The 25,146-nt window shown below is 40.8% G+C and carries 27 protein-coding genes; 20 read left to right on the top strand and 7 right to left on the bottom strand.

From position 1 onward, the window contains the following. Positions 1–139: 139 nt before the first annotated feature. From EHO58_RS00435 to hemG, 10 genes are all read left to right on the top strand, one after another. Positions 140–1,027, top strand: a complete 888-nt coding sequence (locus EHO58_RS00435; protein WP_135677946.1) for a glutamyl-tRNA reductase — start codon at positions 140–142, stop codon at positions 1,025–1,027. Then, a complete protein-coding gene (locus EHO58_RS00440; RefSeq protein WP_135677948.1) occupies positions 1,012–2,574 on the top strand; it encodes a hydroxymethylbilane synthase in 1,563 nt (520 codons plus the stop codon). Before EHO58_RS00435 ends, EHO58_RS00440 begins: the two co-directional genes overlap by 16 nt. Continuing rightward, positions 2,571–3,536, top strand: coding sequence for a porphobilinogen synthase (hemB, locus tag EHO58_RS00445; RefSeq protein ID WP_135677951.1), 966 nt, complete (start codon positions 2,571–2,573; stop codon positions 3,534–3,536). Before EHO58_RS00440 ends, hemB begins: the two co-directional genes overlap by 4 nt. After that, positions 3,536–4,831, top strand: coding sequence for a glutamate-1-semialdehyde 2,1-aminomutase (hemL, locus tag EHO58_RS00450; RefSeq protein ID WP_135677953.1), 1,296 nt, complete (start codon positions 3,536–3,538; stop codon positions 4,829–4,831). The genes hemB and hemL overlap by 1 nt, the downstream gene beginning before the upstream one ends. Beyond that, complete coding sequence (locus EHO58_RS00455; RefSeq protein WP_135677956.1) at positions 4,828–5,757, top strand: sensor histidine kinase; 930 nt, start codon at positions 4,828–4,830, stop codon at positions 5,755–5,757. Before hemL ends, EHO58_RS00455 begins: the two co-directional genes overlap by 4 nt. Next, on the top strand, positions 5,754–6,446 hold the full coding sequence (locus EHO58_RS00460) for a response regulator transcription factor (RefSeq protein WP_135626914.1): 693 nt from the start codon (positions 5,754–5,756) through the stop codon (positions 6,444–6,446). The genes EHO58_RS00455 and EHO58_RS00460 overlap by 4 nt, the downstream gene beginning before the upstream one ends. Next, a complete protein-coding gene (locus EHO58_RS00465) occupies positions 6,439–7,461 on the top strand; it encodes a uroporphyrinogen decarboxylase family protein (protein WP_135626913.1) in 1,023 nt (340 codons plus the stop codon). Before EHO58_RS00460 ends, EHO58_RS00465 begins: the two co-directional genes overlap by 8 nt. Next, on the top strand, positions 7,458–8,807 hold the full coding sequence (gene hemN, locus EHO58_RS00470) for an oxygen-independent coproporphyrinogen III oxidase (RefSeq protein ID WP_135677958.1): 1,350 nt from the start codon (positions 7,458–7,460) through the stop codon (positions 8,805–8,807). The genes EHO58_RS00465 and hemN overlap by 4 nt, the downstream gene beginning before the upstream one ends. A 124-nt stretch (positions 8,808–8,931) precedes the next feature. Further along, positions 8,932–9,897 carry an LA_0442/LA_0875 N-terminal domain-containing protein gene (locus EHO58_RS00475; protein WP_135677960.1) on the top strand — a complete coding sequence of 322 codons (966 nt, stop codon included), beginning with the start codon at positions 8,932–8,934 and terminating at the stop codon, positions 9,895–9,897. An 81-nt stretch (positions 9,898–9,978) separates the two neighbouring features. Beyond that, positions 9,979–11,283 carry a protoporphyrinogen oxidase gene (hemG, locus tag EHO58_RS00480; RefSeq protein ID WP_135677962.1) on the top strand — a complete coding sequence of 435 codons (1,305 nt, stop codon included), beginning with the start codon at positions 9,979–9,981 and terminating at the stop codon, positions 11,281–11,283. Here the strand turns inward: hemG and EHO58_RS00485 are convergent, their stop codons facing one another. From EHO58_RS00485 to EHO58_RS00510, 6 genes are all read right to left on the bottom strand, one after another. After that, positions 11,284–11,700, bottom strand: coding sequence for an SRPBCC family protein (locus tag EHO58_RS00485; protein WP_135677964.1), 417 nt, complete (start codon positions 11,698–11,700; stop codon positions 11,284–11,286). 4 nt (positions 11,701–11,704) lie between these two features. Then, complete coding sequence (locus tag EHO58_RS00490) at positions 11,705–12,937, bottom strand: RNA polymerase sigma factor (protein ID WP_135677966.1); 1,233 nt, start codon at positions 12,935–12,937, stop codon at positions 11,705–11,707. Positions 12,938–12,964: 27 nt separating this feature from the next. Further along, a complete protein-coding gene (locus EHO58_RS00495) occupies positions 12,965–13,321 on the bottom strand; it encodes a YciI family protein (RefSeq protein ID WP_135677968.1) in 357 nt (118 codons plus the stop codon). A gap of 135 nt (positions 13,322–13,456) precedes the next feature. Then, complete coding sequence (locus tag EHO58_RS00500) at positions 13,457–14,125, bottom strand: hypothetical protein (RefSeq protein WP_135626906.1); 669 nt, start codon at positions 14,123–14,125, stop codon at positions 13,457–13,459. Positions 14,126–14,239: 114 nt separating this feature from the next. Next, the gene (hemH, locus tag EHO58_RS00505; RefSeq protein ID WP_135677970.1) at positions 14,240–15,346 is read right to left on the bottom strand and encodes a ferrochelatase; all 1,107 of its coding nucleotides are present in this window, start codon (positions 15,344–15,346) and stop codon (positions 14,240–14,242) included. Then, positions 15,343–16,437, bottom strand: a complete 1,095-nt coding sequence (locus tag EHO58_RS00510) for a putative porin (RefSeq protein WP_135677972.1) — start codon at positions 16,435–16,437, stop codon at positions 15,343–15,345. The genes hemH and EHO58_RS00510 overlap by 4 nt, the downstream gene beginning before the upstream one ends. A gap of 186 nt (positions 16,438–16,623) precedes the next feature. Here EHO58_RS00510 and EHO58_RS00515 point away from each other — a divergent pair, with 186 nt between their 5' ends. The 4 genes from EHO58_RS00515 (at position 16,624) to EHO58_RS00530 (ending at position 19,565) form a co-directional block, all read left to right on the top strand. Continuing rightward, positions 16,624–17,550 carry a ParA family protein gene (locus tag EHO58_RS00515; protein WP_100707410.1) on the top strand — a complete coding sequence of 309 codons (927 nt, stop codon included), beginning with the start codon at positions 16,624–16,626 and terminating at the stop codon, positions 17,548–17,550. Continuing rightward, complete coding sequence (locus EHO58_RS00520) at positions 17,534–18,235, top strand: ParB/RepB/Spo0J family partition protein (RefSeq protein ID WP_135677974.1); 702 nt, start codon at positions 17,534–17,536, stop codon at positions 18,233–18,235. Before EHO58_RS00515 ends, EHO58_RS00520 begins: the two co-directional genes overlap by 17 nt. Positions 18,236–18,344: 109 nt before the next feature. Beyond that, positions 18,345–18,950: an NADPH-dependent FMN reductase gene (locus EHO58_RS00525; protein WP_135677976.1), complete on the top strand. Its 606-nt coding sequence runs from the start codon at positions 18,345–18,347 to the stop codon at positions 18,948–18,950. Between the two features lie 219 nt (positions 18,951–19,169). Then, positions 19,170–19,565 (top strand): cyclic nucleotide-binding domain-containing protein, encoded by a 396-nt coding sequence (locus EHO58_RS00530; RefSeq protein ID WP_135626900.1) that lies wholly within the window; start codon positions 19,170–19,172, stop codon positions 19,563–19,565. A 3-nt stretch (positions 19,566–19,568) separates the two neighbouring features. Here the strand turns inward: EHO58_RS00530 and EHO58_RS00535 are convergent, their stop codons facing one another. After that, positions 19,569–20,591, bottom strand: coding sequence for a GGDEF domain-containing protein (locus EHO58_RS00535; RefSeq protein ID WP_135677978.1), 1,023 nt, complete (start codon positions 20,589–20,591; stop codon positions 19,569–19,571). Between the two features lie 135 nt (positions 20,592–20,726). Between EHO58_RS00535 and EHO58_RS00540 the strand changes: the two genes are divergently transcribed. From EHO58_RS00540 to EHO58_RS00565, 6 genes are all read left to right on the top strand, one after another. After that, positions 20,727–21,491, top strand: coding sequence for an SDR family NAD(P)-dependent oxidoreductase (locus EHO58_RS00540; protein WP_135678182.1), 765 nt, complete (start codon positions 20,727–20,729; stop codon positions 21,489–21,491). Positions 21,492–21,503: 12 nt separating this feature from the next. Further along, complete coding sequence (locus tag EHO58_RS00545) at positions 21,504–22,019, top strand: low molecular weight protein-tyrosine-phosphatase (RefSeq protein WP_135626897.1); 516 nt, start codon at positions 21,504–21,506, stop codon at positions 22,017–22,019. Then, positions 22,012–23,298 (top strand): NAD(P)/FAD-dependent oxidoreductase, encoded by a 1,287-nt coding sequence (locus EHO58_RS00550; RefSeq protein WP_135677980.1) that lies wholly within the window; start codon positions 22,012–22,014, stop codon positions 23,296–23,298. The genes EHO58_RS00545 and EHO58_RS00550 overlap by 8 nt, the downstream gene beginning before the upstream one ends. 50 nt (positions 23,299–23,348) lie before the next feature. Further along, positions 23,349–24,161 carry an SDR family oxidoreductase gene (locus EHO58_RS00555; RefSeq protein WP_135677982.1) on the top strand — a complete coding sequence of 271 codons (813 nt, stop codon included), beginning with the start codon at positions 23,349–23,351 and terminating at the stop codon, positions 24,159–24,161. A 15-nt stretch (positions 24,162–24,176) separates the two neighbouring features. Further along, positions 24,177–24,599 carry an SRPBCC family protein gene (locus EHO58_RS00560; protein ID WP_135626894.1) on the top strand — a complete coding sequence of 141 codons (423 nt, stop codon included), beginning with the start codon at positions 24,177–24,179 and terminating at the stop codon, positions 24,597–24,599. Positions 24,600–24,751: 152 nt separating this feature from the next. Beyond that, complete coding sequence (locus EHO58_RS00565; protein WP_135626893.1) at positions 24,752–25,117, top strand: PLU-1-like domain protein; 366 nt, start codon at positions 24,752–24,754, stop codon at positions 25,115–25,117. Positions 25,118–25,146 lie beyond the last annotated feature (29 nt).

Raw genomic sequence — 25,146 nt, forward strand, 5'->3', positions numbered from 1 at the left:
TTTTATCTTGGAAGCCTATGTCCCAAACCATAAGGTCATTTTGAAATTCGTTCTCAACACATGCAAGAGGAATATTTTTCAGATCTCTCTGACAGTATTTTGACAAATAAGGCCCTGAATTAGGTATGATCGAAGATAGATGTGGTCCACATTACAAGTTTTTCACTCTGAATCTTCCGACAGGGATTTGCTTTCTCTTCCTGATGCATTTTCTTGGAAGACTTGTATGCGTACTGTTCTTGTTTCAGATTCTAGGATCCATCCTCATCCGGAAAATCTTCCTGCTCATTGGGAAAGTAAATCCGGTTACGAAGCGTATAGGCTTCTTCTCGAAATTATCTCAGGTTTAAAATCTAAATTGTTTGGTGAGACAGAAGTTCTCTCTCAGTTCAGACAAAGATTCCAGGAATTACCGGATCTTGCTTTCGGTGATTATCTTGCAAAACTCAGAGACAATCTGATCGAAGATTGTAGAACTCTTCGCTCCGGTTATTTGCAAAATTTAGGAGAACAATCTTATGGTGGTTTGGCGGATAAATATTTATCCGAAGCTGCAAATCCTCCTAAAGAGATCGTACTTTTTGGGACCGGGCAGCTTGCCGAAAAAATCCTACCTTGGCTTTCTCATTCTAATAGAAAAACTAAGATCGTAGGACGTAATCCCCATCGTTTGGAATTTTTATCTTCTGTTTCCGGTTCTTCTTCTCATCTGGTCGAAGATTGGTCTCCGAATGGAGAAGCTTGGGTGATCGCAGCGCCTATGGACTGCTCCGCTTGGATGGATCAATTGGCTCCGGGAAATCTGGTCCTAGATTTTAGAGAAGAACCTTTGGAAGGATCTTGGCCCTCAGATATCGTATATATTTCCTTTGCCCAGATGCTTTCTTCCTTGAAAGAAACGGAAGAAAGAACTAGAAAAGTAAAGGAAGAATTAAAATCCGTTTTAGACGAGCTTTTGGAAGAAAGAGAACTGGAAGCTCATCAATTTGTATTCGGTTGGGATGACCTACCTTGTCCGACGTTTTAAGAATCGGTTCCCGAAAAAGTTCCCTCGCAAAATTACAGACCTGCCTCGTACAAGATCAATTGCACAAATTGTATCCTGAGTTGGAGCTCCAACTTTTTTTCAAAGAAGCGAGCGGTGATCAAGATTTAACCACTCCACTTTGGAAAATGGGAAGCAGAGGTGTTTTCACACAAGACTTAACCAAAGAACTCGTCCAGGGAAATGTGGATGTAGTAGTTCACTCCTTCAAGGATTTGGATTTAGAAGGTCATGAAGGCACTGAAATTTTAATGGTGCTCCCTCGTGCAGACCAGAGAGACGTTTTACTTTTTAAAAAATCTTCTTACGAGAATCCTCCTAAAGAAATTAAGATCCATTCTTCTAGTCCAAGAAGGGAATATAATCTTTCCGCATTTCTTCCGAGTGCACTCCCCTCTCGTCTTCAGAATTTACCGATCAGTTTTCATCCTGTAAGAGGAAATGTACAGACTAGACTTCGTAAATGGAAGGAAGATCCAGAAATTTCTGGACTCGTAGTGGCAAAAGCTGCGATAGATCGGCTTCTTGCGGAAAACTTTTCTTTTTCTTCTACAGAAGAATATTCAGAAGTTAGAAAAGAAATTAGATCTGCTATCTCTAACGAACTATTTATGGTCCTTCCTTTATCAAAAAATCCGAATGCACCTGCGCAAGGGGCACTTGCTGCGGAGTTCAGAAAAGGTGACGAGAAGACTAAAAAACTTTTACTTCCACTTTCGGATCAAAAAGAAGAGGCAGCAGTTTTGGAAGAGAGAAAAATCCTCTCTTATTTCGGCGGAGGTTGCCACCAAAAGATCGGTGTTTCCGTGATCTTAGGAGGCCCTGCGGATTTTCTATTCGTTCGTGGAAAAACAGATTCTGGGTCAGAGTTAGATGCTTTTGATCGTTGGAATGGAAAAGAATTCCCGGAACCTTCTTCCTTGGATCTTGTATTTCCTAAACCAAGACAAGGTTTTAGGATGAAACGTTCTCCTGTGCATGCTCCCGTTCCTAAAGAAAAATTTTGGTTCGTATCTCGTGCGGACTCTTTACCTAAAGACTGGGAATTACCAGGCCTTGAAACGATCTTTATCGTAGCAGGTGCGAAAACCTGGGAAAAGTTGGCCTCCAGAGATGTTTGGGTGAACGGCTCCACTGACGGTTTGGGCGAAGAAGATGCAAAACAAATTGTTAGCTTTTACGAATCCAATCCTGACTTCATTAAACTCACTCATGAAGAAAGTGATATTATCGAAGGTGTATGGAGAAGGTTCGTAACCTATAAGGTGGACTTCGAATCGGAGCAACCTGATCTCTCCGAATACTCTCATTTTTTCTGGATGAGTGCTTCTCAATTTGATAGAGCTTATAAAAAAAATCCGGAAATCGGATCTCGCATTCATTCTTGCGGGACCGGAGCAACGTATAAATATATTAGAAAAACATTAGGTGATTCTGCGAAAATTTTTGCGTTCCCTAACTTTGAATCCTGGGAAAGAGCCTGTAAGGGCGAAGTTCCGGATTTTCTTACAAAAAGAGGTGCCGTATGAGTTCCGAGAGTTTGCTGGGCCTAAGAAGAAATCGTCTCAATGCCCCGCTCAGAAATTTAGTGTCTTCGGAGAGTTTGAATCCTAAAAAACTGGTCCAGCCGATCTTTGTGGCGGAAAGTCTGAAATCTCCGGAAAAAATGTCTTCTTTACCTGGAGTATTCCGTGATAGCCAGGATTCCATTTTATCTCAAATCGAATCGGACCTGAAAAATGGCGTGGAACATTTCCTTCTGTTTTTGGTTCCTGAAAAAAAGTCGGATGATTCTATTCCGAAATCATTTTATAAAAACGTAATTGGCACTATCAAATCCAAATTTCCGGAAACTTTTCTTTGGGTAGATACTTGTCTTTGTTCTTTGACCACTCATGGCCATTGTGGTCTTTTAGATCCGAAAGGTAGAATAGACAATATAAGCTCCGTCAGAAGACTTTCCGAGTTGGCTCTTTGTTATGCTGAGTCAGGCGCTGACGGTATCTCCCCTTCTGATATGATGGATGGTAGAATTAGGAGTCATAGAAATATTCTGGACTCTAACGGTTTCCAACATGTCCCGATCATGAGTTATTCTACTAAATTTAAGAGCCATTTTTACGGTCCATTCAGAGAAGCAGCTGAGTCCGCTCCCGGTCATGGGGATCGTTCTTCTTATCAAATCGATGTAAGGAACAGGGAAGATTCTATTCTTTCATCTATCAGAGACGCGGAAGAAGGCGCGGATCTCCTGATGGTCAAGCCTGGTATAACTTCTATTGATCTGATCTTACCGATCAAAGAGCAGACCGGGTTGCCTGTGGGTGCTTACCAAGTGAGCGGGGAATATGCATCCATTGCAATGCTCGCGGAAAATGGATTTTGTAAATTTGAAGATGCGCTTAAAGAGACCTGGCAAGTGTTTTCCAGAGCGGGCGCATCTTATCTGATTACTTACGCTGCAAGAAGAGGGAAGGAGATTTTAGGCTGATGTTTCCAAGTTCTAAGGAACTTTTTGAAAGAGCAAAAAAAGTAGCGCCGGGTGGAGTACATTCTCCGGTTAGATCCTTTCGTTCCGTAGGAGGAGATCCTATATTCTTCCAATCCGGAAAAGGCGCTAAACTTACGGATGTTTCCGGAAAAGAATATATAGATTATTGTTTAAGTTTTGGTCCCTTGATCTTGGGTCATAGGGACGAAGATGTCCAAAAAATAGTCTCTGAAACCGCAGAACTTGCTTGGAGTTTCGGAGCTGCCGAACCTTATTCATTAGAACTTGCAGAATGGATCGTGTCTAAGATCCCTTGGGTAGAAAAGATCCGATTTGTAAACAGCGGAACCGAAGCAGTAATGAGTGCATTACGTGTGGCTCGTGCTGCGACCGGTAGGGACAAAATCCTAAAATTCGACGGATGTTATCATGGTCATTTGGATGCATTGCTTGTAAAAGCAGGCTCTGGACTTGCGGGAGAATCTTCTTCGGATAGCGCAGGGATCGGTTCAGAGTTAATTAAAAATACCTTGGTCCTTCCTTTGGACGATGAGAAAGCAGTTGAGGAACTTTTTGCGAAAGAAGGCAAAAATATTGCCGTGTTGGTGATAGAGCCTCTTCCTGCAAATTACGGTTTATTAATACAGAGAAAAGAGTATTTATCTAAGATCGTAGAGATTGCGAGAAAACACGGGAGTCTTGTACTTTTCGACGAGGTGATCAGCGGATTTCGGGTCGGATTAACAGGGATGAGCGGAGAATTGGGAATTGTGCCTGATCTAGTGACCTACGGAAAGATCATTGGCGGGGGATTTCCAGTCGGAGCTTATGCAGGTAGGGCCGACTTATTGGATCTGGTTGCTCCTCAAGGACCTGTATACCAAGCAGGAACGTTAAGTGCTAGTCCTTTTGGAATGAGGGCCGGTCTTGCTACCCTCCAAAAATGTGTAAAAGATAATGTGTGGAACGTTTTAGAGAGTCGCACCAAATCTTTTGTTTCCGGAATGGTCTCTATTTTGAGGGAGAGGGATCCTGAGGGAGATTGGGACTCCAGCTTACATTCTTCTTTGTTTTGGTTCCATAAGAAGTCCTCCTCCCCTATCCGAACTGTGGATAAAATTCCCGCAGGCCATAAAGAAGGTTTTGCAAAAGTTTTTCATGCACTTCTTGCAGAAGGAATTTATTTGGCTCCTTCCGGTTACGAAGTCGGTTTTTTGAGTTATGCTCATTCTGAAAAAATACTTTCCGAAACTTTGGAAAAAGCGGATACCGCATTAAAAAAATTGAAAGTATGAAGGTCTTCGATTCTAAAAAGATTGTTTTACCGGTTATCTGGGTTGTGACCACGGTCTCGCTCGGAGTGTGGTGGCTTTTTTTAGGGTTAAGACAAAATAGAATGGCGACTGAACTTGCCGCTCGTTTGGGATCTCAGATCGGTCTCGATTTTTTGGAAAAATTAGAAAGGCAAAGTGCCATGATCAAAATGGAAGGCACCTTCTTTCTATTTTTATTGGTAAGCGGCGGAGCAACCTTAGTTTGGCTGACTTTCCGGGAAGAAAAAAGAAATAAACTTATCCATGATTTTTTCTCCACTGTGACTCATGAAATGAAAACTCCTTTGGCAAGTCTCAGGCTACAAGCCGAGAGTTTGTTGGAAGAAGGTGTGGATGCAGGAAAAGACAAACTTCTTCATAGATTATTAAAAGACTCGGATCGTATAGAATCTCAGATGAACAAGGCATTATACCTGGCAAGTCTCATGAGATCGGAGGGATTATATTTAGAAGAGTTGGACCTCCGACACTGGGAAGAAAGTCTAAGAGAAGAGTGGTCCGAATTGGACATCCAGACCGAATGGAAAGAGACCAAAGTGTTAGCAGATAGAAGAGCGCTCGAAAGTATTTTCAGGAATCTTTTGGAAAACTCCGTGCAACATGGAGGAGCGACTAAGGTAAAAATTCTTTCGGAACCGATTTCCGGAGATAAGATCAAATTCAGATTTGAAGACAACGGAAAAGGTTTCTCCGGTGATTTTAAATTATTAGGAAGATTGTTTTTAAGACATACAAGCACTAGTGGTACTGGAGTCGGATTGTATATCGCAGAAAAATTAGCCGGAAGAATGGGGGGGAACTTCTCCGTTCGAAATTCTGAGTCAGGAGGATTTTTGGCAGAGCTTATTCTCCCCTCTTATCCTTCTCAAAGGAGAAACGGTCTATGAAAGCGAAATTATTATTAGTAGAAGATGATCGATCTTTAGGTGAAACTTTAAAAGAACGTTTGGAGAAAGAAGGATACGAAATGGTTTGGACCGTTTCTGCTCAATCGGCAAAAGTTTTAGCGGCGGAATCTAAGCCGGATCTGATACTTTTAGATGTACGTCTGCCGGACGGAGACGGATTCGAATTAGCCGAAGAATTAAAATCCAGAAAAGATTGCCCTCCATTTTTATTTTTAACTGCACATTCAGGAGCGCCGGAACGTTTGAGAGGATTCGAACTAGGCGCAGAAGAATTTATACCTAAACCGTTCCACTTAAAGGAATTGTTAATTAGGGTCAAACACGTATTAGAATCTCATAAACATTCCATAAAACAGGCTAAATATTCTTACGAAGGTTATCTTTTGGATTTTTACGGATATTGTATCCTTACTCCATCCAAAGAAGAGATCCATCTTTCCAGAAGAGACTGCGCTCTCTTAAACTTTCTGGTAGAAGAAAGAGGAAGAACAGTTAGCCGAGATGAGATCCTAGATCGCCTCTGGGGAGAGGAAAAATTCCCAACAAATAGAACTATAGATAATTCCATTGTTAGATTGCGCCAAGCCTTCGGAGACAGGGGCGAAGATGCGATTCGTTCCGTGAGAGGAGTCGGCTACCAATGGATCGGAGACTTAAAAAATGTCTAATACTAGATTTCAGGCTGCACTTAAACTTCAGCCACAATCCACTCCTCCAATTTGGATGATGCGTCAAGCCGGTCGTTATCATTGGCATTACCAAAATTTAAGAAAAAAACATTCTTTCGAAGAGTTATGTAAAGTTCCCGAACTTGCCGCAGAAGTCGCTTTTGGTCCCGTAGATGATTTTGATTTTGATACCGCAATTTTATTCTCTGATATTCTTTTTCCTTTAGAAGCTTTCGGAATGGGCTTACGTTTCGGTGACGAAGGTCCTAAACTTGGCTGGCATCTTTCCACATTAGAAGATTTGAATAAGTTTTACCCTTTAGAACAAGCGGTGGAATTTATGGGATTTCAAAAGGACGCGGTAATCCAGACCAGAAAAAGGATCTCCAAAGATAAATCTTTGATAGGATTTATCGGAGGGCCTTGGACCTTGTTCTGTTATGCTACCCAAGGGAAACATGATGGAAATCTAATACTTCCTAAAATTTCCGAAAAACTGAGAGAAGGTTTTTACGAGAAGATACTTGCTTTATTAAAAGAGAATATACGTCTACAATTGGAAGGTGGAGCGGAAATCGTAATGATCTTTGATACCGCCGCCGGAGACGCTTCTCCGGTATTCTTCCAAGAGGCGATATTGCCTACCATCCAGGTCTTGGTAGAGGCCTTCCCGGGCAAGATCGGTTATTATGCCAAAAATCTTGCCCCAGGTTCTTTACAATCTCTTCGAGAAGTTTCCGGTCTGACCGGATTCGGAATGGATCATAGGACTGATATCGTCGGCTTTTTAGGAAATGGTTCTCATTTTGTACAAGGGAATTTTGATCAGGCATTATTATTCATGGAGCCTGGAGAATTTAAGAAATATTTAAATCATTGGATCAGGCCGTTTTTAGATCTGGTCCCTGAAAAAAGAGCAGGATGGGTATGCGGTTTGGGACACGGAGTCCTTCCAAAAACCCCGGAAGCGAATATTAGAACTTTCGTAAGTACGATACGTGAGGCATTCGTATGAGTTCCAAATCTGATCTAATTCGAAAATATGATGTTCCCGCGCCCAGGTATACTAGCTATCCTACTGTGCCGTATTGGGAGGACAACCCTACCCGAGAAGAATGGATAGATGCGCTTCGCAGAAGGTTGGTCCCTGACGATTCTTCGGTAGCATTATACCTTCATATTCCATTTTGTGAGACTCTTTGTTCTTTCTGCGGATGTAATACTTCTATCACCAAAAACCATTCCGTAGAAGATCCTTATGTGGAAACGGTTCTGCAAGAATTTCGAAAATACCAGGAAGAACTTCCTGAGTTGACTAAGCGTGAGTTAAGAGAGCTACATTTAGGCGGAGGATCTCCTACTTATCTTTCCGAATCTAATTTGGAAAGTTTGTTAAAACCAATTTTAGATTCTTGGAATGTTGCTGATTCTCCCGAATTCTCCTTGGAAGTAGATCCGAGAAGGACCAGACTTTCACAGTTAGAAGTTTTAGCAAAATACGGATTTAGAAGGATCAGTTTAGGTGTACAAGACTTCGATCCGGAAGTACAAAGATTGGTAAATCGTATCCAGCCTTATGAATTGACTGCCGCGATTACTCAGGGTTCTCGCAAATTAGGATATAATTCGGTAAACTTCGATCTGATCTATGGACTTCCGAAACAAACTAAAGAAAGTATGAAGGAAACGATCCGGAAAACTTTGGAACTTAGACCTGATCGTATCGCATTCTACAGCTACGCTCATGTTCCTTGGATCAAGGCTGCACAAAGATTATTCACCGAAGATGATCTTCCTAAGGGAGAAGAAAAAAGAGAACTCTATGAGATTGGAAGAGAACTCTTTTTGAGCTCAGGATATAAAGAAATTGGAATGGACCATTTTGCTTTGGAGTCCGATTCGCTGTATGCCGCTTATCAAAACGGGAATCTTCATCGAAATTTTATGGGTTATACCACCAAGTCCACTGACCTACTTTTGGGATTAGGTGTGTCTGCAATTTCGGATAGTTGGGATTGTTTCTATCAGAACGAAAAGATCCTGAAAAAATACCAAAGAAGAATTTCGGAAAACGGACAGGCAATACTCAGGGGACATAAATTGAATTCTGAAGATTTGATCCAAAGAGAACTCATTCTAAAACTTTCTACTTTGGGGAAAGTAGAGGTTCCGGATTCGATTTTTGAAGAGGTCCGCCTCTATTTGGCCAGTATGGAAGACGATAATTTAATAGAGTGGAAAGGAAAAACCCTTGTTTTAACAGACCTGGGAAAACCTTTCTTAAGGAATGCATGCACAGGTTTGGACATGCGTTTGAGAAGAAAAAGTCCTGAAACCAAGGTATTTTCTCAGTCTATTTGACTCTCTTCTGAAATATTCGGGTCCAATAGCTGTTTCTACCCTTAGAAAGGATTCATTTGGAAATTAATTTCTTTTCGTCCAATACTTTGGGGACTTTAGTGGCATAACACTTTTTCGTTTTGAAATGTTATCTTTGCATTTAAAAAAAATTATTCCGATCCTATTGATCGTATTTGCTCCTGTTGGGATTTTTCCTGTTACTGTTCTATTGAGAGAAGGTGGAAAAGTAAAAGGTGATATCATCACCCAAAACCAACATTCCGTTCTTCTCCAAACAGAATCAGGAAAACGTAAAGTAGATAAAGATCTAATTCTTAAAATACTTTTCCAAGACATAAACGACGACGAAGAAGAGAAGATCCGTAAAGAGGAAGAAGACAAACTCGCTTCTGACAAAAAAGAGCAAGAAGACAAGGAAGCTGCTCAGAGACAACTTGAAGAAGACAAACAAAAAGAAGAAGATCTAAAAAAACAGGCAGCAGCGGAAGAAGAAGCGCGTCGCTTGGAAGAACTTCGTAAACAAGAAGCAAAACGTCCTTTGAATGCACTCTGGAGATCCGCGGCAGTACCCGGCTGGGGTCAATATTATACTGATAGAAAGTTCCAGTCTCTTCTCTACCCTACCCTATTCGCTATGACTGCATTTGTTGCTTATGATAAATTCAGAGTGTATAGAACTTCCGTAAAAGAGTACGGAGATCTTGGAAATCCATATACGAGAGAAAGTCTTACACTTGCTGCGATTGGCCAGGCCCAAGCTGCAGTTACCCCATCTTTATCCCCAGTTGATGCATATTTTGCGAATCAAAGAAGTCAGGTTCAGTTAAAAAGAGAAGAAGCAGACAAAAACTTCAGAGAATACCAGGGCGTCTTATATGTGTTAGGCGGAATTTATATCTTGAACCTGCTGGATTCGTATTTTTTTGCAAATTCCGTCAAATCCGTAGTCCAGTTTTCGGACGGGCAAAGTAAGGGGATGGTAATCTCGGCTATGCCTTCCAGCGTTGGAGCAGGAAGTGGATTTTCCAGCAACGGAACCTTTTCCGGATTGGAAACCAAATATACGATGGGTTACAGATTCGATTTCTGAGCTTGATAAAAACTTTTCTTCCTTTTGAAAGAAAATCTAGGATTTTATTGCCAATAGTTTCTATCCCATTACTTTGTATCCGTGGCGAAATGGGTTCCGGATCATATAGTAATTGGCGCAGGCTTTACCGGCCTTCTGCATGCATTCCTTTCCTTGGAGGAGGGTGAGTCCGTATTAGTACTGGAAAAAAAAGAAAGTTCGGGTGGACTCATACGTTCCGTCCGCACCGAATACGGGATCGTAGAAAGAGCGGCAAACGGGATCTTAAATTGTTGGGAACTGGAAAGTCTCGCTTCCCGCTTAGGGTTGGATATCCTACTCTCTAATCCTGCATCTAAAAAACGTTATATATTCTCGGATGGAAAGATGAGAAGAATGCCTCTTTCCGTTTTCGAAATAATCTCTCTTGTATTCTCCGTATTGACTGTTCCTTCTCAACCTCTCCCAGGTGAATCCATTTACCAATGGGGAAAAAGAGTATTAGGAGAAAAAACGCTCAGCAAAATTCTGGAACCAGCATTAGGCGGGATATACGCGGGTGATCTGGATGCAATGTCTGCAGAACTTGTTCTCGGAAAATTTTTACCCGAACAAGCTCCTCTTTGGAAAAATATTCTACATCTTCGAAATTCCAGAAAAGATAAACCGAAACTTCTTCCGGGAAGAAGGGGAACCGTAAGTTTTAAGGGTGGTATCGGAACTTTACTGGGAGCTTTAGAAGCAAGAGTATCTTCTCAAGGAAAGATCAAATATAATCAGGATATTTCTAGCTTAAAAGAATTGAGAGCGACTTATCCTAAATCCAAAATCACGATTGCGACCAATCTTGGAACTGCGTTGAAACTTCTGAAATCGGAGTATAAAGAATTCAAATCCTACCAAGGAATGTTGGACACTTTGCCTATAGTAAGTGTGACCCGTTTCGGAAAAGATTCTATCTTGAACGGCAAAAAAGGATTCGGAGTATTATTTCCCAAAGACCATAAAAGTTTTTCTTCCGAATTAGGAATTAGATCCAGAGGAATCTTATTTAACGATTTTATATTTGCCGGTAGGACCTCCGACGGGATCCATTCTGAAACTTTTATTATGGGTGGCGCTGGAGACAGAGAAATTTCTTCCAAAACGGAAGACGAGATCATCTCAGTGGTAGAAGAAGATCGTAAAAAATTATTCTCCGAAAGTGGAATACCCTTAAATCATTATGTGACCGTTTGGAAAGATGCGCTTCCTGTATATGGGCCTCAGCTTCATGCATTCAATCGGGATTTGGATAGAGTTCTGCCTGCTGAGATCCGAGTAGAAGGGAATTTCAGGAACGGGATCGGTTTAAAGTCTATTCTAGAACGGGCCTTCTACCTTTATAACCCGGGTCTTTCCGGTTAATTAGCGAGCAAATTTCTTTATTAAAATTTCTTTAAGTTCTTCTAAGTCTTTTTTGATCCAATTGGAATCTTCTTCGAATTTTTCAGGAGTCATTCCTTCCGTTTGGAATAATGTAAAAATCAGCTCACTCCCCTCTTCGTTTTCTATGATCCTGAGCGGATTGTAAGAAATATTTTCAGGGCTAAATATCACATAATGGTCCAAAATTCCGTATGGATTTTTATCCGTGAATTTTGCCGTCAGTTTGCCCATAGGAGAATCGATGGACCATTCCCCATTTTCTAAAGGAGAGATAGATTTACATAAACCGGAGGCCCATTCCGGAAAATTTTTAGGCTCTGAGAGATATTCGTAAGATGTCTTTTGGGAAACTGGGATAGTAACGCTAATATGTTTTGTATTCTTTGTCTTAATCATGTGTTCACTTTGAGAATTGATCTATCTTTTTTTGGATACTAATTTTGGCCTGAGATGTTTTTGCAAGTGAAAGTGCTTTACGAAAATTTTCCTCTGACTTAATTGTATTTATATCTAAATACAATTCTCCTAAAAGAGCAAAATAAAAATGATTTTCTTTCAGCTCTAATTTTTCGGCCTCGATGATCGCTTCTTCTTTTCCATTTGCTTTAGAAAGAGCATATGTTCTATTTAAAGCTGCAATTGGAGAATATTGTAACTGAAGTAGACGATTGTATAACTGCAAAATATTTTCCCATTTTTCTTTTGTATCTTCCTTTTGGGTATGCCAGTATGCAATTCCTGCTTCCAAATGATAGGTTGTGAGTTTGGTTCCACTAGCTGCTTTGTTTAGAAAAATTTCTCCCTTTTTGATCAATTCATAATTCCAAAGATTTGTGTTTTGATCTTGGTAAAGGATTTGATCTCCATTTTCGTCTTGTCTTGCTTCGAATCTAGAAGTATGAAAACACATCAATGAAAGAAGTGCATATACTTGCGGTTTACTAGTGATTTGATTCTCCACAAGCATGCTACAGAGACGGATTGCTTCTAAACAAAGATCTTTGCGTAAAGTTTTGTTTTGACTGATGGAATGATAGCCTTCGTTAAATAATAAATAGATCGTGGCGAGTACCGTATCCAATCGATCTTCAATCTCTTCCGGTTTTGGGAGTTGGATTAGGATCTTTTCTTCTCTTAATTTCTCTTTCGCTCTAAACAATCTTTTGTTGATCGTTTCTTTATTTGTTAAGAATGCATCGGCTATTTCTTCTATCCCGAATCCGCAGAGGATCCTAAGAGAAAGCCCAACCTGAGCTTCCGGAGAGATAGAAGGATGGCATACTGTGAACATCATACCAAGTTGGCTATCGTATATATTTTCCGGAGATAGATCTATTTCGGATTCCGAAAGTTCCGGTTGTGATTTGGTAAGTTCCGGTAGGATCTTGTTTTGAAAGATCGAGTTTCTTTGCAGATAATTTTTAGCCTTATTCTTTGCGACTGCATACAACCAGGCGGTGGGATTTTCCGGATTTCCTTTGATTCCCCAGGCCTCGGTTGCGGTTAGGAAGGTTTCACTTGCGATCTCTTCTGCGATTTCAATTCTTTCAAAACCTAGATGTTTGCAAAGAACGGAGACTATTTTAGTGTATTCATTCCTGAATAAATGGGGCAATATCTCCGGACTTTGCATAAATTCGGGGCGCCTACAGTGTTTCGGTTAACGTGTATTGTCCACGCCGGCTATCTTTCTCACTTCCACACTATTTCCCGGTCCATTTAGAATAGGGCATTCTTTAGCAATATTAGTAGCTTCTTCAAAATTTTTGGCCCTGATCGTGATAAAACCTGCTATGGACTCTTTTGTTTCGGCGAATGGTCCATCAGTGATGATCTGTCCTGATTTGATAACTTTGCCTTCAGTAGATAGTCCTGTTCCACCTACGAATTTGTTTTGAGCGGCGATCCCTCCTACCCAATCTTGGTACATTTTCATGTACACTTGCATTTGTTCCGGAGAAGGTTGTGCATCCTTTGTGATCAGATCCAATCGCATTAAGATTAAATATTCGTCCATTTGTCTTTCCTATAGTTTGTTCTTTTTATATATCAATCGAGATTTTGGAAATAGGACGTATCCATGAAAAAAGAAAAAAATAATCTACATTCCGAGCTTGTAAAACAAGCCCGAAACGGTAAATAGGGAGTGAAATTATTCGACTAATTTCTCCTCTAAACTTGTCTCAAAAATCCCACGATACATGATCTTATAAGGTTTGAATCCATCTGGAATCGAGAAGATGGCCGTAATAGTTTTAGAATCCCCTGGAGCAATGAAACCAGTGCCGTTTTGAGAGCGAGTATGTGGCCCTCCCATAGGTATTCCGTAGTTCCCTCCGACCAGAAGAGCGGAAATTAAAATTTTATTATCCATCTTCTTAACTGGAAATACTAATTTGCCTTGGTAAGTATTTATTGGAAGCCTAGCATCTACGGAAGGCTCTAATAGAAAATCAATTCCAGGAAAATATGTTCCGTCAGGCTCCATATGGAATGAATTGGGGTTATTATTATATGCATTTTGCAGATAAGGGTTATCTTTCACAAGATTATGAATATTATGCCCTTCTTTAACGTATTCGACTATCCCAAAAGTTCTAAACTTGTCGGATTTGTTAGTAACGGTTATCTCCGCTCCGAAATAGCGATCGCCCCACCAGTTACCGTTAACTGGCCCTAGAAAACCTATTCTTTTAATTTTTATATCCCAAATGTTTGATTGGTCGAGTTGTTTCTTAGTAAAATAGAATGGAGGTTTAAGGGAGACACATGAAATTGAGAGTGCCATTAGAAAGAATAAGATCGGAAATCTTTTTATCATTTGTTAATTCCTGTTAAATATTAAAAGATACGTTTTTACATTTAGTTTAACGTTAAGTTGATGGAAAGGAGAAAATTCAACTTCGGAAAGATGATATTTTGCGAATGTTTGAGCTTATGGATAACAATCACAGGTCACTTTTTCTTTCTTCGGGTTCCAGCCTCCGGAAACCTTGCAGATACAACTTAGTTGTCTGCCATTTTGAGCCGAATATTTTGCCTCGAATACGAATTTTGCTAACGCCTCTAAGAATGCAGGGTATGTTCCCGGAGCAGGGATCCTATAATATTCTGAGATCCCGTTTTGGAGAGCATGGTCTCTGATCTGAACTCCAATTTCTTCCAACGTTTCCAAGTGATCGCTGATAAAACTGATCGGATAAACTGCGACTCTTTTGGTTCCTTTCTGTCCCAACTCTTGTATCATGTCTAAGGTATTCGGAGTGGTCCATTTGCTTGGGCCTACCCTACTTTGGTAAGATAAATGTATTTGTCCTTTATAACCTTTTTCTTTCAGAAGAGAAGTTAGAACATTTACATTTTCTTCGATCTCTTTCGTATAAACGTCACCTTTTTTGATTAGGCGAAGAGGGATGCCGTGAGCACTGAAAACTATATCCAAGTTTTGCCAGTCAGGGATTGGTTTTTGATCGATATGAAGAAAATCTTTTTCAGAAAGTTTTCCTTGGAAAAAATCCAAGATCAAATCTCGGATGGACTCTAAATATTCTTTTCTGTCTGAAAATGGTCTTACCCAATTTGGATTAGAAGCAGGGCAGTACCCTAATTGTTTTTCCATGAGCATTGCCGTGGAAAGAACCGTGGATCTTGAAAAATGGGGAAATAGTGGAAGAAGTACCACTCCTTCTTTAGGATCTGTCCATTCGGAAGGAAGTTCTCTGATGTCCGGATGTCCGCAGCACATTGCCGTTTTAACTTCCCATTTTTCTCCTGACTCTTCTAAAAGTTTTTTTAAACCTTCCGCTTGTTTTTCAGTTTCGGAAACAAGAGGGGAGCCTCCTCCGAATCCCATGGAAGCATACGTCTCTTCTACTTTTTTAGCTCTTGTCTCTGCAATTTTTCTAGCAAGTCTGATCCTTAAAAATTCAGGAATCGGGAGGTCAAATACCAGTGGGTCTTCGAATAGATCTTTCAAAAATTTAGGGATTTCTTCGGCGTTTCTGGGTCCGCCCAAGTTGATGAGTAAAAGTCTGTTTTTCATAAAAAATGGCTCACTTGGAATTCGACGGAGTACTGTTTTGTGCTCAGATAATTTCTATATCTTCCCGAATAATTTGAAATAATATCCTCTCTACTCAAACCTCCTTGGGTTTGAAAACTTCCTTCTCCGTACAATCTATGCTCCGTTAATTTTACGAAAAATAACCAAGAGGGGAGAATGTATCCTGCTCCTAAATTGGTTTCCACTCCGAAGCCGGAAGAATCTCCGATGAAGTTTAAATTTCTTTGGTAATGATAATCTCTGAAATGTGAATACCAAACATTTCCGGAAAGACTCGCTTCTAACATCCAAGTTCCATTGGAGTATCTATATCCGAACCCGAGTGGAACTTCCCAAGTAGAAATGGAATAACTAAGTCCGATCCCGATCGGACCGTAGGTCACCGGTGCAGTTGCAATCCATTGCATCACATCGTATAAATAATATTTATAATATGTATAATAAGCGCCACCCGTAAGATAAAAACCTGAGCCGGGTTTTCTAGGATCCGGATTTGCTGTGCCGAAATATTTTCTGCCAAGAAAGCCGATCCGATCGTCTTTCATTTTCAGTTTTCCTCTTCCATCCGCAAAGTTTTGGGTTCCGGTGAACGTATAAGGTGTATCGTAAAAACTTGTGTTCGCGAAATCTATCTTTGTTCCCTTCTCCCTGCTCACACTGCCAAGAAAAAAGTCTTCGTCCCTACCCTCTCCTGTTCTTTGGTTCTTAAATGTGGTCCTGTATTCCAGATTGATCTCCCAGGTTTCCCACCAATGTTTTAAACCGATCCCGCCGTACTGGAATTCTCTGTCATAAGTGATCCTGGATCCTGCTTTGAGTCCTGATAGGTTCGGGAACTTTGTGCCTGATTCGAAAATATGTTGGCCTCCATTCTCTCCCATAAGTCCTGTGATAGAACTTCTGGTCATTAATTCGGATAGAAGTGCCTGTATTTTGGTTTGGGGAGCCGTTGTTCCAGGAAGATTTGTTTCCGATCTTATCTCTTTGGGAGATTCCGGCTCTTGAGCGAGTATGTTGGCCGTGGCAAATAGGCAGAATAGTACGATTATAATTCGAATCTGAATTTTCATTTCATCCTAGAATAGGGGTGAAATGATTTCATCCCTAGTGAATTCCTTTTCCGAGAAGAGACCTTAGCATTTTCCCCTCCCCTATCGTTTCAATTCGGTTTTTTCGCTCTTAAATCAATATGAGACATAGGTTTTCTTGACAAATTGGGTCTTAAAGAGGATCTATTATCAGGGTCAAGGTCTGAAGTGAAAGCCAAGGTTTTAAGTGTAGAAGAAGTCCTCTCCGAATACGTTTTAAGTTCGGAAGATGAGTTTCTGGAGAAGGCGGAAAAATGGTCCCTGCCCAAAGATAATAAGGGCAAGTACAAGACTGAAGTTTTGGACAAGTACTTCTCCAAAAAAACGAAACACTCTTATGAGTCTGTGATCATTGCGGTTTCCAATCAAAAAGGTGGAGAAGGTAAAACCACGGTTTCAATCTGCTTGGCTGAAGCTTTGGCAAAGGCGGGTAAAAAAGTTTTACTTCTGGATTGGGATGCTCAGGCAAATATCACCCAGTTATATGTTGGCCAGGCGGATAAATCAGTCTTTCATTCTTTAGGTTATAAAGAAGAATCTAAAGTGGATATTTCTGAAATTATAGTGAACTTGGCTCCCGGTTTGGATCTGGTTCCTTCTTCCATTCATCTGGCGAATTTTACTACACCATATGAAAGAGATGATTTCGATCTTTTGAAAGAGGCATTGTTGCCGATCCGTTCTTCTTATGAGTATATTATTATAGATTGTCCTCCTTCTCTCGGTTTGATCCTGGAGAATGCTTTGATCGCGGCTGATCTTGTTTTGGTCCCGATTCAGACTCGTGCTTTTAGCGTCCAAGGTCTGAAAGATCTTCATGGCACAATCGAGAAGATCAGAAAAAAAGCGAATCCTGGTCTCGGGCTATTGGGCGCGGTGTTAAATCAGTATGAGGATTCGAGAGCACTTTCCGGACTTGCTGAAACTGTCCGGAAATATTTTCCGGTGTTTGATTCCGTAGTGTATAGAAGAGAAGCAATACCTCAGTCACAGGCAAAACGTAAACTTTTATCCGAATATGATCCTAAAGCGATGCAGATGTTTTCTACTTTGGCGGAAGAAGTAATGAGGAGAGCAAATGGCAAAAAGATCTGATTTTGCAGGGCTGGATTTATTAACAGCTTTCGGTGGGGATGAATCCCTTAAAAAAGAAATTCTTCTATCTGATATTATAACTAATCCGGAACAACCTAGGGTTTTCGGCAAAGAAGATGTGAGTGATCTTGTAGAGTCCATGAAACGTTTGGGTCTGATAGAGCCGATTGTGGTTCGTAAATTAGGCAAGAAGTTCCAGATCGTAGCCGGAGAAAGAAGGTTTCAAGCCGCAAAAGTGATCGGATGGAAATCCATTCCGGTTGTGGAAACTGAAGCTTCCGAAGACAGATGTTATGAGATCGCCTTGGCTGAGAACGAAAAACGTAAAAGTTTAAATCCTTGGGAAGTGGGAAGAGCGATCCAGTTCCTGCGCAAAGAAAGAAAAAAAACAGCAGAAGAAGTCGGTAAGATCCTGGGTTATACGGAAAGATATGTGAAACAATTAAGTTCAATTGCAAGGTTGGACCAGAAATCTGTTTCGGAATTACTTAAAAGCGGAAGCGATCTTTCGGTTAAAAACTTGGAAACCCTCCTGAAAAAGAAGGAAGGACGGGGGGGTGAAACGATTTCACCCCGCAAGCCTGGAGAAAGGGTTACACTGGATCTTAAACCTTTGACAATTAAAAATAGAGAATCTTTCTTAAGAGAACTTTCTAACCTAAAGAAAAAGTACGGATTGAGCTAAGACAATATTTTTCTCGTTGGAGAAAAGTAGAGGCTCTCGAACCTGTTCTCATACGACAGTTCGGGCCGACTTTATTTATCATCGCCCGGGTTTCTAATAAAGGAATAGAATGAAAATTGGAATCATAGTTGGCTCCCAACAAAAAGTATCTCAGTCCGCAAAAGTAGGTGAATTTTTAAATTCTAAATTGAAAGAAATGTCCGTGGAAACTTGGACATTAGATCTAGGAAAAAATCCTCTTCCTCTCTATGATTCCACTCAGACAAATGATGATAAGCTATGGACAGATCTTTGGAAACCTATCGATGAAAATTTAAAAAGTTCAGAAGGTTTTATTATTATCACTCCTGAGTATGGAGGGATGGCGAGCCCTGCTATCAAAAATTTCTTCCTTCATGCGGGACTTGTTCAGCTGGGTCATAAGCCTGGGCTTCTTGTTTCCGTTTCTTCAGGTAGAGGCGGTGCTTTCCCGATCAACGAGATGAGAGCAAGCAGTTATAAGAATACTAAGATCTGTTATATCCCTGAACAATTGATCTTTAGAGATGTGGAACATCTAATTAATGGAGGAGAGCCTGTCTCTCCTGAAGATAGTTTTATCAGAGAAAGAAGCGGATTTGCTTTGAAGATCTTAGTCGCATACGCGGGTGCACTTTCTGAGATCCGTGAATCCGGAGTGGTCCAGGATCCAAGATTTAAGAACGGAATGTCCTGATGTGACATAATTCTGCGAACGCCTTATGCCAACGAACTGGAAGGGGAGGGGAGTTCCTTCACCCCGGGAATTGGCTCAAAGATTGTCTTTTCTGACCCGATGATATATTCTGGAGGCTGTTGGAATTAACGCCTCCGGTTAGGAAACGTAAAGTTTCGAAGTCAGATAGGACGGACCGGATCTTTAGATGTCTCGGTCTAAATCGAAAGTTAGGAATTCATGAATAAAATTAATATCCAGGCCGGCCAAATTATTTTCAGAGAAGGCGAGTTGAACAACTCGATGTATATCATTACCTCTGGGACTGTTGAAATATTTTTTACTCATAAAAACTCAGCCACTCGTCTTGCTTTGATGAAGAGGGGAGATTTTTTCGGTGAGATGGCTTTGTTCAGGGCCAAACCTAGAACTGCGACTGCAAGAGCAGTAATGGATACTGAAATGGTAGCGGTGGAATCCAAACAACAATTGGAGAGGTACCTTATCGCGAATCCTGAGTTTGCGGCTAAGATGGTGAGAATTTTGGCGGATCGTTTGGCGAATACGAACGAACTTTTGATCTCTAAACTGAACGAGATTACTACGAAAGAAATAGAATACCAGATAGAAGAGTAGTGGTCAGGTATACGTAATGCGGTCCTTGCCTGCCGCCTTTGCTTCGTAAAGTTTTGCGTCGGTAAGTGAGTATAACCTATTGCTCTCGTCCGCGTCTGTAGGATACTCTGCTACTCCTCCGGATACTGTGACTTCTATTCCAAAATCGTTTTTAGAGGAATTTCTTAAATAAGTCCTGAATCTTTCGATAGCCACTTTTGCGTTTTCTTTGCCGGTTTCCGGTAGGATAACAGCAAACTCTTCTCCTCCCACCCTGCAACTGATGTCCTCTGTTCTGAAGGCATACATCAAGGTTCCGGCTACCAGTTTTAGGATATCGTCCCCGAAAGAATGTCCTTTTGTATCGTTAATTTTCTTAAAATTGTCCAGGTCGAATAGGAATAGGCAGAAACTTCTTTTGTATCTTTTACTTCTGGTGATCTCTTTGTTTAGGACCAGGTTGAAATATCTTCTATTATAGATCCCTGTTCCTTCGTCTATGACTGCATTTAGGATAATCTCTTCGAAGGAATAAATATCCACGATCTTAGGGTTTTCGATGAGACGGTTCTTTAAATAAATATAATCTAGGAGGGCGACTACGAAGTTCATACTTCTGCCCAATTGTTTGCTCAGTCCCTCTGCGTGGGCGTAGATCTCTTTCCAAAGAGATCTGGCTTCGGATTCAGGTAAATCCAGGTTTGCGATAATTCTGAAAAAGTCGGAGTAGAAATAATCGTCCTTCTTTCCCATCTCTTCGAATTTATTTGCGAGGCTGAGAAGTGGAGCTTCCTTATCGTTTACTATCTCTAAGATTGCATTTTTTCTTTCTGAATTGATTTGGCCCAGACCCTTGAACCTGTCCCTCATTTCTATGAGTTCGTTCCTAGCTAGATTCGCTGTGGTCTCGTGAGCATTAAGGGTCTGCTCGGCAGTAAGTAATTCTACTTCTCCCAGCTTGGAAACTCTTTCGTAAAGCTCCAGTAGTTCCTTGAGTTTTTGGATTTCCTCGTTTTTTTCTTTTAGTTCTTCTTGTAGATTTCGCATTTTGGTTCGGGGTTATAGTCCAAGATCCTAAGGTAGGAACTCCTAACTTTCCGGTTTGTTATGGAATACTGGTAAAATAATTCTTTTCCACCCTAGGGGTAAACCAATTTAATGAATTACTTGGCGGTTTCATCTATGTCCAAAGGTCCTCATAAGAAAAAAGTTATTATCACTGGAGCTAGCTCGGGTATCGGCAGAGAGCTCGCTTTATTATATGGAAAAGAAGGTCATGATCTGGCTATCACTTCCAGAAGGAAAAATGTTTTAGAGGATATTGCAAAAGAGATCCGCTCCTTTAATAAAGGTGGTAAGGTGATCCTAGCCTCCTTGGATGTTTCCGAATCGGCGGACAATTTTAAAGTTCTTCCTAAACTTGCTAAGGAACTTGGTGGGTTGGATCTGTTCATTGCGAACGCGGGAATTTCTACCAACTCTTCTTTCGGTCAAAAAAGTTTTGAAGCTGATAAGAAGGTGATCGATACAAATTTGATCGGGCTTATGGCCGGCATCTCTGCTTTACAACCCATCTTCAGAGAACAGAAAAGCGGTCAGATCGTAGGAATTTCTTCGGTCGCTTCTTTCAGAGGTCTTCCCGGTTCGGCAAGTTATTCTACTTCTAAGGCAGCAGTTTCCACTTATCTAGAAGCTTTGAGGGGAGAAGTTCGAAAATTCGGCGTGAAGGTTACCGTAATTCATCCGGGATTTATAGATACCCCAATCAATCAAAAGTTGGAAACCCGTCCTTTTCTTGTTTCCGCAGAAAAAGGCGCTAAAAAAATTTACAATAGGATAGAGTCAGGAGTTCGATCCGCTACTGTACCTTGGTTTCCTTGGGCAATGATCGGAGTTCTGATGAGATCTCTTCCCGAGTCTTTATGGGAGAAGATCGGGCCTAGATAAAGGTTTTTGAATATGGTAGGAACTCCAGATCCTTCGAATATCTATAAGGTTCTTTTCGTATGTTTGGGGAATATCTGCAGATCTCCTGCGGCGGAAGGCGCATTCGTGGATTTAATAGAGAAGAGGGGACTTTCTTCTCTATTCGAAGTGGATTCCTGCGGAACTTCTCGCTATCATATTGGCGAATTAGCCGATCCAAGGACTAGACAAACGGCCCGCAAAAAGGGAATAGAGCTCACCCATAAGGCGAGACAATTTAAAAGATCCGATTTTGAATATTACGATTTTATTTTAGCGATGGACAGATCCAATAATAAGGATCTCGGAATACTCGCTTCGAATGAAGAAGAAAGAAAAAAAATTCATTTGTTCAGAAAGTTCCAAAAGGGCCAAGGAAAAGATTCCGAGGTTCCCGATCCATATTATGGAACTTTAAAGGACTTTGAAGAAGTCCACCAGATCGTTTCCGAGGCTTCGGAAGGATTCCTGGAATACGTTTTGAGTAAAAATGGAGTAAAGAATGCCTAAGGGTGAAAAAAAGAAAGTAGTAGTAATCGGAGTAGGTTTCGGGGGATTGCAGGCGATCAAAAAATTGTCCAAAGAAGAAGATTTGGAAATTATCGCTATCGATAAAAAAAATCACCATTTATTCCAACCTTTATTATACCAAGTGGCGACTGCAGTATTAAGTCCTGCAGATATCGCAATTCCTACCAGATCTCTTATCGGAGACAAAAAAAACGTAACGGTTTATTTGGGAGAAGTGGAGAAGGTTGATATCCAGGCAAAAAAGGTCACCTTCCAAGGGCATTCTGAAGATTATGATTATCTAATATTGGCTGCGGGAGCTAAATCGGGCTATTTTGGGAACGACCATTGGAAGAAATATTCCATCGGTTTAAAATCGCTGAAAGATGCACTTTCTATTAGGACAAAAATTTTAACTTCTTTCGAGCATGCGGAGCTTGCAGGAGATCCTGAGGTAGCTAAAAAACATTTAAATTATGTAATTATCGGCGGAGGTCCTACAGGAGTGGAGCTTGCGGGCTCCATCGCGGAACTTTCTCATGAGATCGTTAGAAATGAATTTCATACGATTGATCCTGCTTTGGCAAAAATCACTTTGATCGAAGCCTCTCCTAGACTTCTTGCAGCATTTGCTCCTAAGTTAAGCGAATTTGCAAAGATGCGTTTGGAGAAGAGGGGAGTAGAAGTCCTAACCGGAACCAAAGTTCTGGAGATAGACCAAAACGGAGTCAAGATAGAAGGTAGAACAATTGCTTCTTCCACAGTGATCTGGGCCGCAGGAGTTCAGGCAAATTCTATCGGAGCATCTTTAGGAGCTCCTACGGATAGAATGGGAAGAGTGATGGTGGATGAGTTCTGTAATATAGAAGGTCATCCCGAAGTTTTTGTGATAGGTGATATCGCGAATTATTCCAAAGGTTTAGAAAGACCTTTGCCTGGTGTTTCTCCTGTTGCGATGCAGCAGGGAAGATATGTTGCTTCTCTTATCAGAGGAGATCTGAAATCCAAAAAAAGAAAACCTTTCCACTATTTGGACAAGGGAAGTATGGCGACTATCGGAAGACAGGACGCAGTTGCCCAGGTTGGAAATTTCAGACTGAGAGGATTTTTCGGATGGTTTGTTTGGTTATTCATCCATATCTTCTATCAAGTAGGATTTAAAAATAAGATCTCCATCTTCATCACTTGGGTTTGGTCTTATATTACATTCCGTGCAGAAGCAAGATTGATCCAAGACGAGGTTGAAGCAAGCTCAGTCGGGTCTTCTACGCCGAATTAAAGCCGAAAATAATCCTTGAATAGGTCGTACATAATAAAAGAATAAGCCCGATGCGGACTGATCTTTGGAAAGGCAAAACAATCGTGATTACCGGAGGCTCTTCCGGAATAGGAGAAGCTTTATTAGAAAGTTTATCCCGGATCCAATGTAAGATTATCAATCTTTCCAGATCAGAGCCGGAGCTTGTTCGTAAAATTTCTAAGAAAAAAGAAAAACGTGCTGCGGAAATTTTCCATATTCAGGCGGATCTTTCTTCGGAAAAAGAGATCAACAAAGCAGTCGCTAAAGTGGCGAAACTTGCTGATGGGATCGATGTTCTTTTTAATAACGCAGGTATAACCGCTCATTCTAGATTCGATCAAACTCAAATAGAAGCATTCCGAAAGGCGTTTGACGTGAACTTTTTTGGTCCTGTTTTTCTTATGATGAGACTTCTTCCTTTTTTGAAAAAGAATAAGGGAGTGGTTATGGTAACGTCCACGGTTAGCGGTTTGTACGGAGTTCCTGCAAGAAGCGCTTATTCTTCTTCCAAATCTGCGTTACACGCTGTTATGGAATCTGCACGTATCGAGCTCTCCGAAGAAGGTCTTAGATTTATTATATTCTGTCCTCCTTATACCAAAACAAAACTAAGAGCGAATGGTATAGATGGAGACGGCCAGATATTGGGAGAATCTCATTATTCCGGCAAAAGTAAAACTCCGGAAGAAGTCGCAGAAAAAATGATCCGTTCTATCGAAGATCCAAACTCAAGACTTGTAGTTATGGATAAAAGCGGATTTTTCATGAAATGGATGAGGAATATTTCTCCTTCATTTTTGGAAAATGTATTATATAAAAAACTTTATAAGGACTTTCATTAAAGGACTTAAGTCTATATGGAAACTAGAAGCATTATTAAAGAATTCAAATATGATTTTCCTTTGGAAAAAGTTTGGAGTGCAGTTACCGTTAACGAGGAATTGATCCATTGGTTGGCGGATAAGGTAACAGGGCGTCCCAAACTTGGCGGTACTTTCTCCTGGACTTGGAACTTAGGTCCGGAAGGAGAGCTTACTTCTACAGGTATTTATAAGAAGATCGTTCCTTTCCAAGAGTTAATACTCCAATGGCAAGATCATCCAGCGGGTGATATAGAGCTCAAACTAGAGTTCGAAAAAGACGGAGATGATGCTACTCTTCTGAAACTCACCAACTCGGGATATCCATTGGGAGAAAAATTCGATTATTGGATCGAAGCCGCTTCCGAAGGCTGGGATGAAGAAAGTATGCATTTGCTCCAATACCTCAGGAAAAACTAAAATATCTCTTTAGTGTTGGATTATGTTTTCGGTTTCCGCTTGAACTCTCGGGTCCTTAAAAAAAGATGACATTAGAGCCCCGTTATAGGGTGTTCGCGGTCTTTTCTCCATAAGAGACCAAGGCTGCGAGCTGCTTTTCAAGGCGGTATACAGTGAACTTACCAGAACTAGACCCTTATTTCCAAAGTCTTACGGATATCACGGATACGATTTCGATCTTAAACTCACCTTACGAGTCCGAATTCGATTCAGATATTTCTAAGATGGAGAACTTCTTGAATGAGATCCAATCTACAGATTGGCTCGCTACAGAAAAAGAATACTTTAACTTATTCACCAGCCACTTTTCCTTTCATATCAAAATAGTAGAAGAGATCGTCCGCGAAGCTAGAGAGATCTTGGATCCTGAGCGTCGTATACATGTAAAACGTTTGGTAGGATATTGCAAAACAACCGAAGAATGGTTGGCAGATCTTCAAAAACGTCGTAGAGCTACCGAAACTCTAGCAACTGCTTGATATAATCTATTGACATCCCCGGTCAGCCG

The sequence above is a fragment of the Leptospira selangorensis genome, assembly GCF_004769405.1.
In the GTDB taxonomy this organism is placed as follows: domain Bacteria; phylum Spirochaetota; class Leptospiria; order Leptospirales; family Leptospiraceae; genus Leptospira_B; species Leptospira_B selangorensis.

Excerpts from the sequence above, each read along its gene's own strand:
- EHO58_RS00435 (WP_135677946.1), top strand. The coding sequence starts at position 140 with ATGTGGTCCACATTACAAGTTTTTCACTCTGAATCTTCCGACAGGGAT.
- hemB (WP_135677951.1), top strand. The coding sequence starts at position 2,571 with ATGAGTTCCGAGAGTTTGCTGGGCCTAAGAAGAAATCGTCTCAATGCC.
- hemL (WP_135677953.1), top strand. The coding sequence starts at position 3,536 with ATGTTTCCAAGTTCTAAGGAACTTTTTGAAAGAGCAAAAAAAGTAGCG.
- EHO58_RS00455 (WP_135677956.1), top strand. The coding sequence starts at position 4,828 with ATGAAGGTCTTCGATTCTAAAAAGATTGTTTTACCGGTTATCTGGGTT.
- EHO58_RS00460 (WP_135626914.1), top strand. The coding sequence starts at position 5,754 with ATGAAAGCGAAATTATTATTAGTAGAAGATGATCGATCTTTAGGTGAA.
- EHO58_RS00465 (WP_135626913.1), top strand. The coding sequence starts at position 6,439 with ATGTCTAATACTAGATTTCAGGCTGCACTTAAACTTCAGCCACAATCC.
- hemN (WP_135677958.1), top strand. The coding sequence starts at position 7,458 with ATGAGTTCCAAATCTGATCTAATTCGAAAATATGATGTTCCCGCGCCC.
- EHO58_RS00475 (WP_135677960.1), top strand. The coding sequence starts at position 8,932 with ATGTTATCTTTGCATTTAAAAAAAATTATTCCGATCCTATTGATCGTA.
- EHO58_RS00485 (WP_135677964.1), bottom strand. The coding sequence starts at position 11,700 with ATGATTAAGACAAAGAATACAAAACATATTAGCGTTACTATCCCAGTT.
- EHO58_RS00490 (WP_135677966.1), bottom strand. The coding sequence starts at position 12,937 with ATGCAAAGTCCGGAGATATTGCCCCATTTATTCAGGAATGAATACACT.
- EHO58_RS00495 (WP_135677968.1), bottom strand. The coding sequence starts at position 13,321 with ATGGACGAATATTTAATCTTAATGCGATTGGATCTGATCACAAAGGAT.
- EHO58_RS00500 (WP_135626906.1), bottom strand. The coding sequence starts at position 14,125 with ATGATAAAAAGATTTCCGATCTTATTCTTTCTAATGGCACTCTCAATT.
- hemH (WP_135677970.1), bottom strand. The coding sequence starts at position 15,346 with ATGAAAAACAGACTTTTACTCATCAACTTGGGCGGACCCAGAAACGCC.
- EHO58_RS00510 (WP_135677972.1), bottom strand. The coding sequence starts at position 16,437 with ATGAAAATTCAGATTCGAATTATAATCGTACTATTCTGCCTATTTGCC.
- EHO58_RS00520 (WP_135677974.1), top strand. The coding sequence starts at position 17,534 with ATGGCAAAAAGATCTGATTTTGCAGGGCTGGATTTATTAACAGCTTTC.
- EHO58_RS00525 (WP_135677976.1), top strand. The coding sequence starts at position 18,345 with ATGAAAATTGGAATCATAGTTGGCTCCCAACAAAAAGTATCTCAGTCC.
- EHO58_RS00530 (WP_135626900.1), top strand. The coding sequence starts at position 19,170 with ATGAATAAAATTAATATCCAGGCCGGCCAAATTATTTTCAGAGAAGGC.
- EHO58_RS00535 (WP_135677978.1), bottom strand. The coding sequence starts at position 20,591 with ATGCGAAATCTACAAGAAGAACTAAAAGAAAAAAACGAGGAAATCCAA.
- EHO58_RS00540 (WP_135678182.1), top strand. The coding sequence starts at position 20,727 with ATGTCCAAAGGTCCTCATAAGAAAAAAGTTATTATCACTGGAGCTAGC.
- EHO58_RS00545 (WP_135626897.1), top strand. The coding sequence starts at position 21,504 with ATGGTAGGAACTCCAGATCCTTCGAATATCTATAAGGTTCTTTTCGTA.
- EHO58_RS00550 (WP_135677980.1), top strand. The coding sequence starts at position 22,012 with ATGCCTAAGGGTGAAAAAAAGAAAGTAGTAGTAATCGGAGTAGGTTTC.
- EHO58_RS00555 (WP_135677982.1), top strand. The coding sequence starts at position 23,349 with ATGCGGACTGATCTTTGGAAAGGCAAAACAATCGTGATTACCGGAGGC.
- EHO58_RS00560 (WP_135626894.1), top strand. The coding sequence starts at position 24,177 with ATGGAAACTAGAAGCATTATTAAAGAATTCAAATATGATTTTCCTTTG.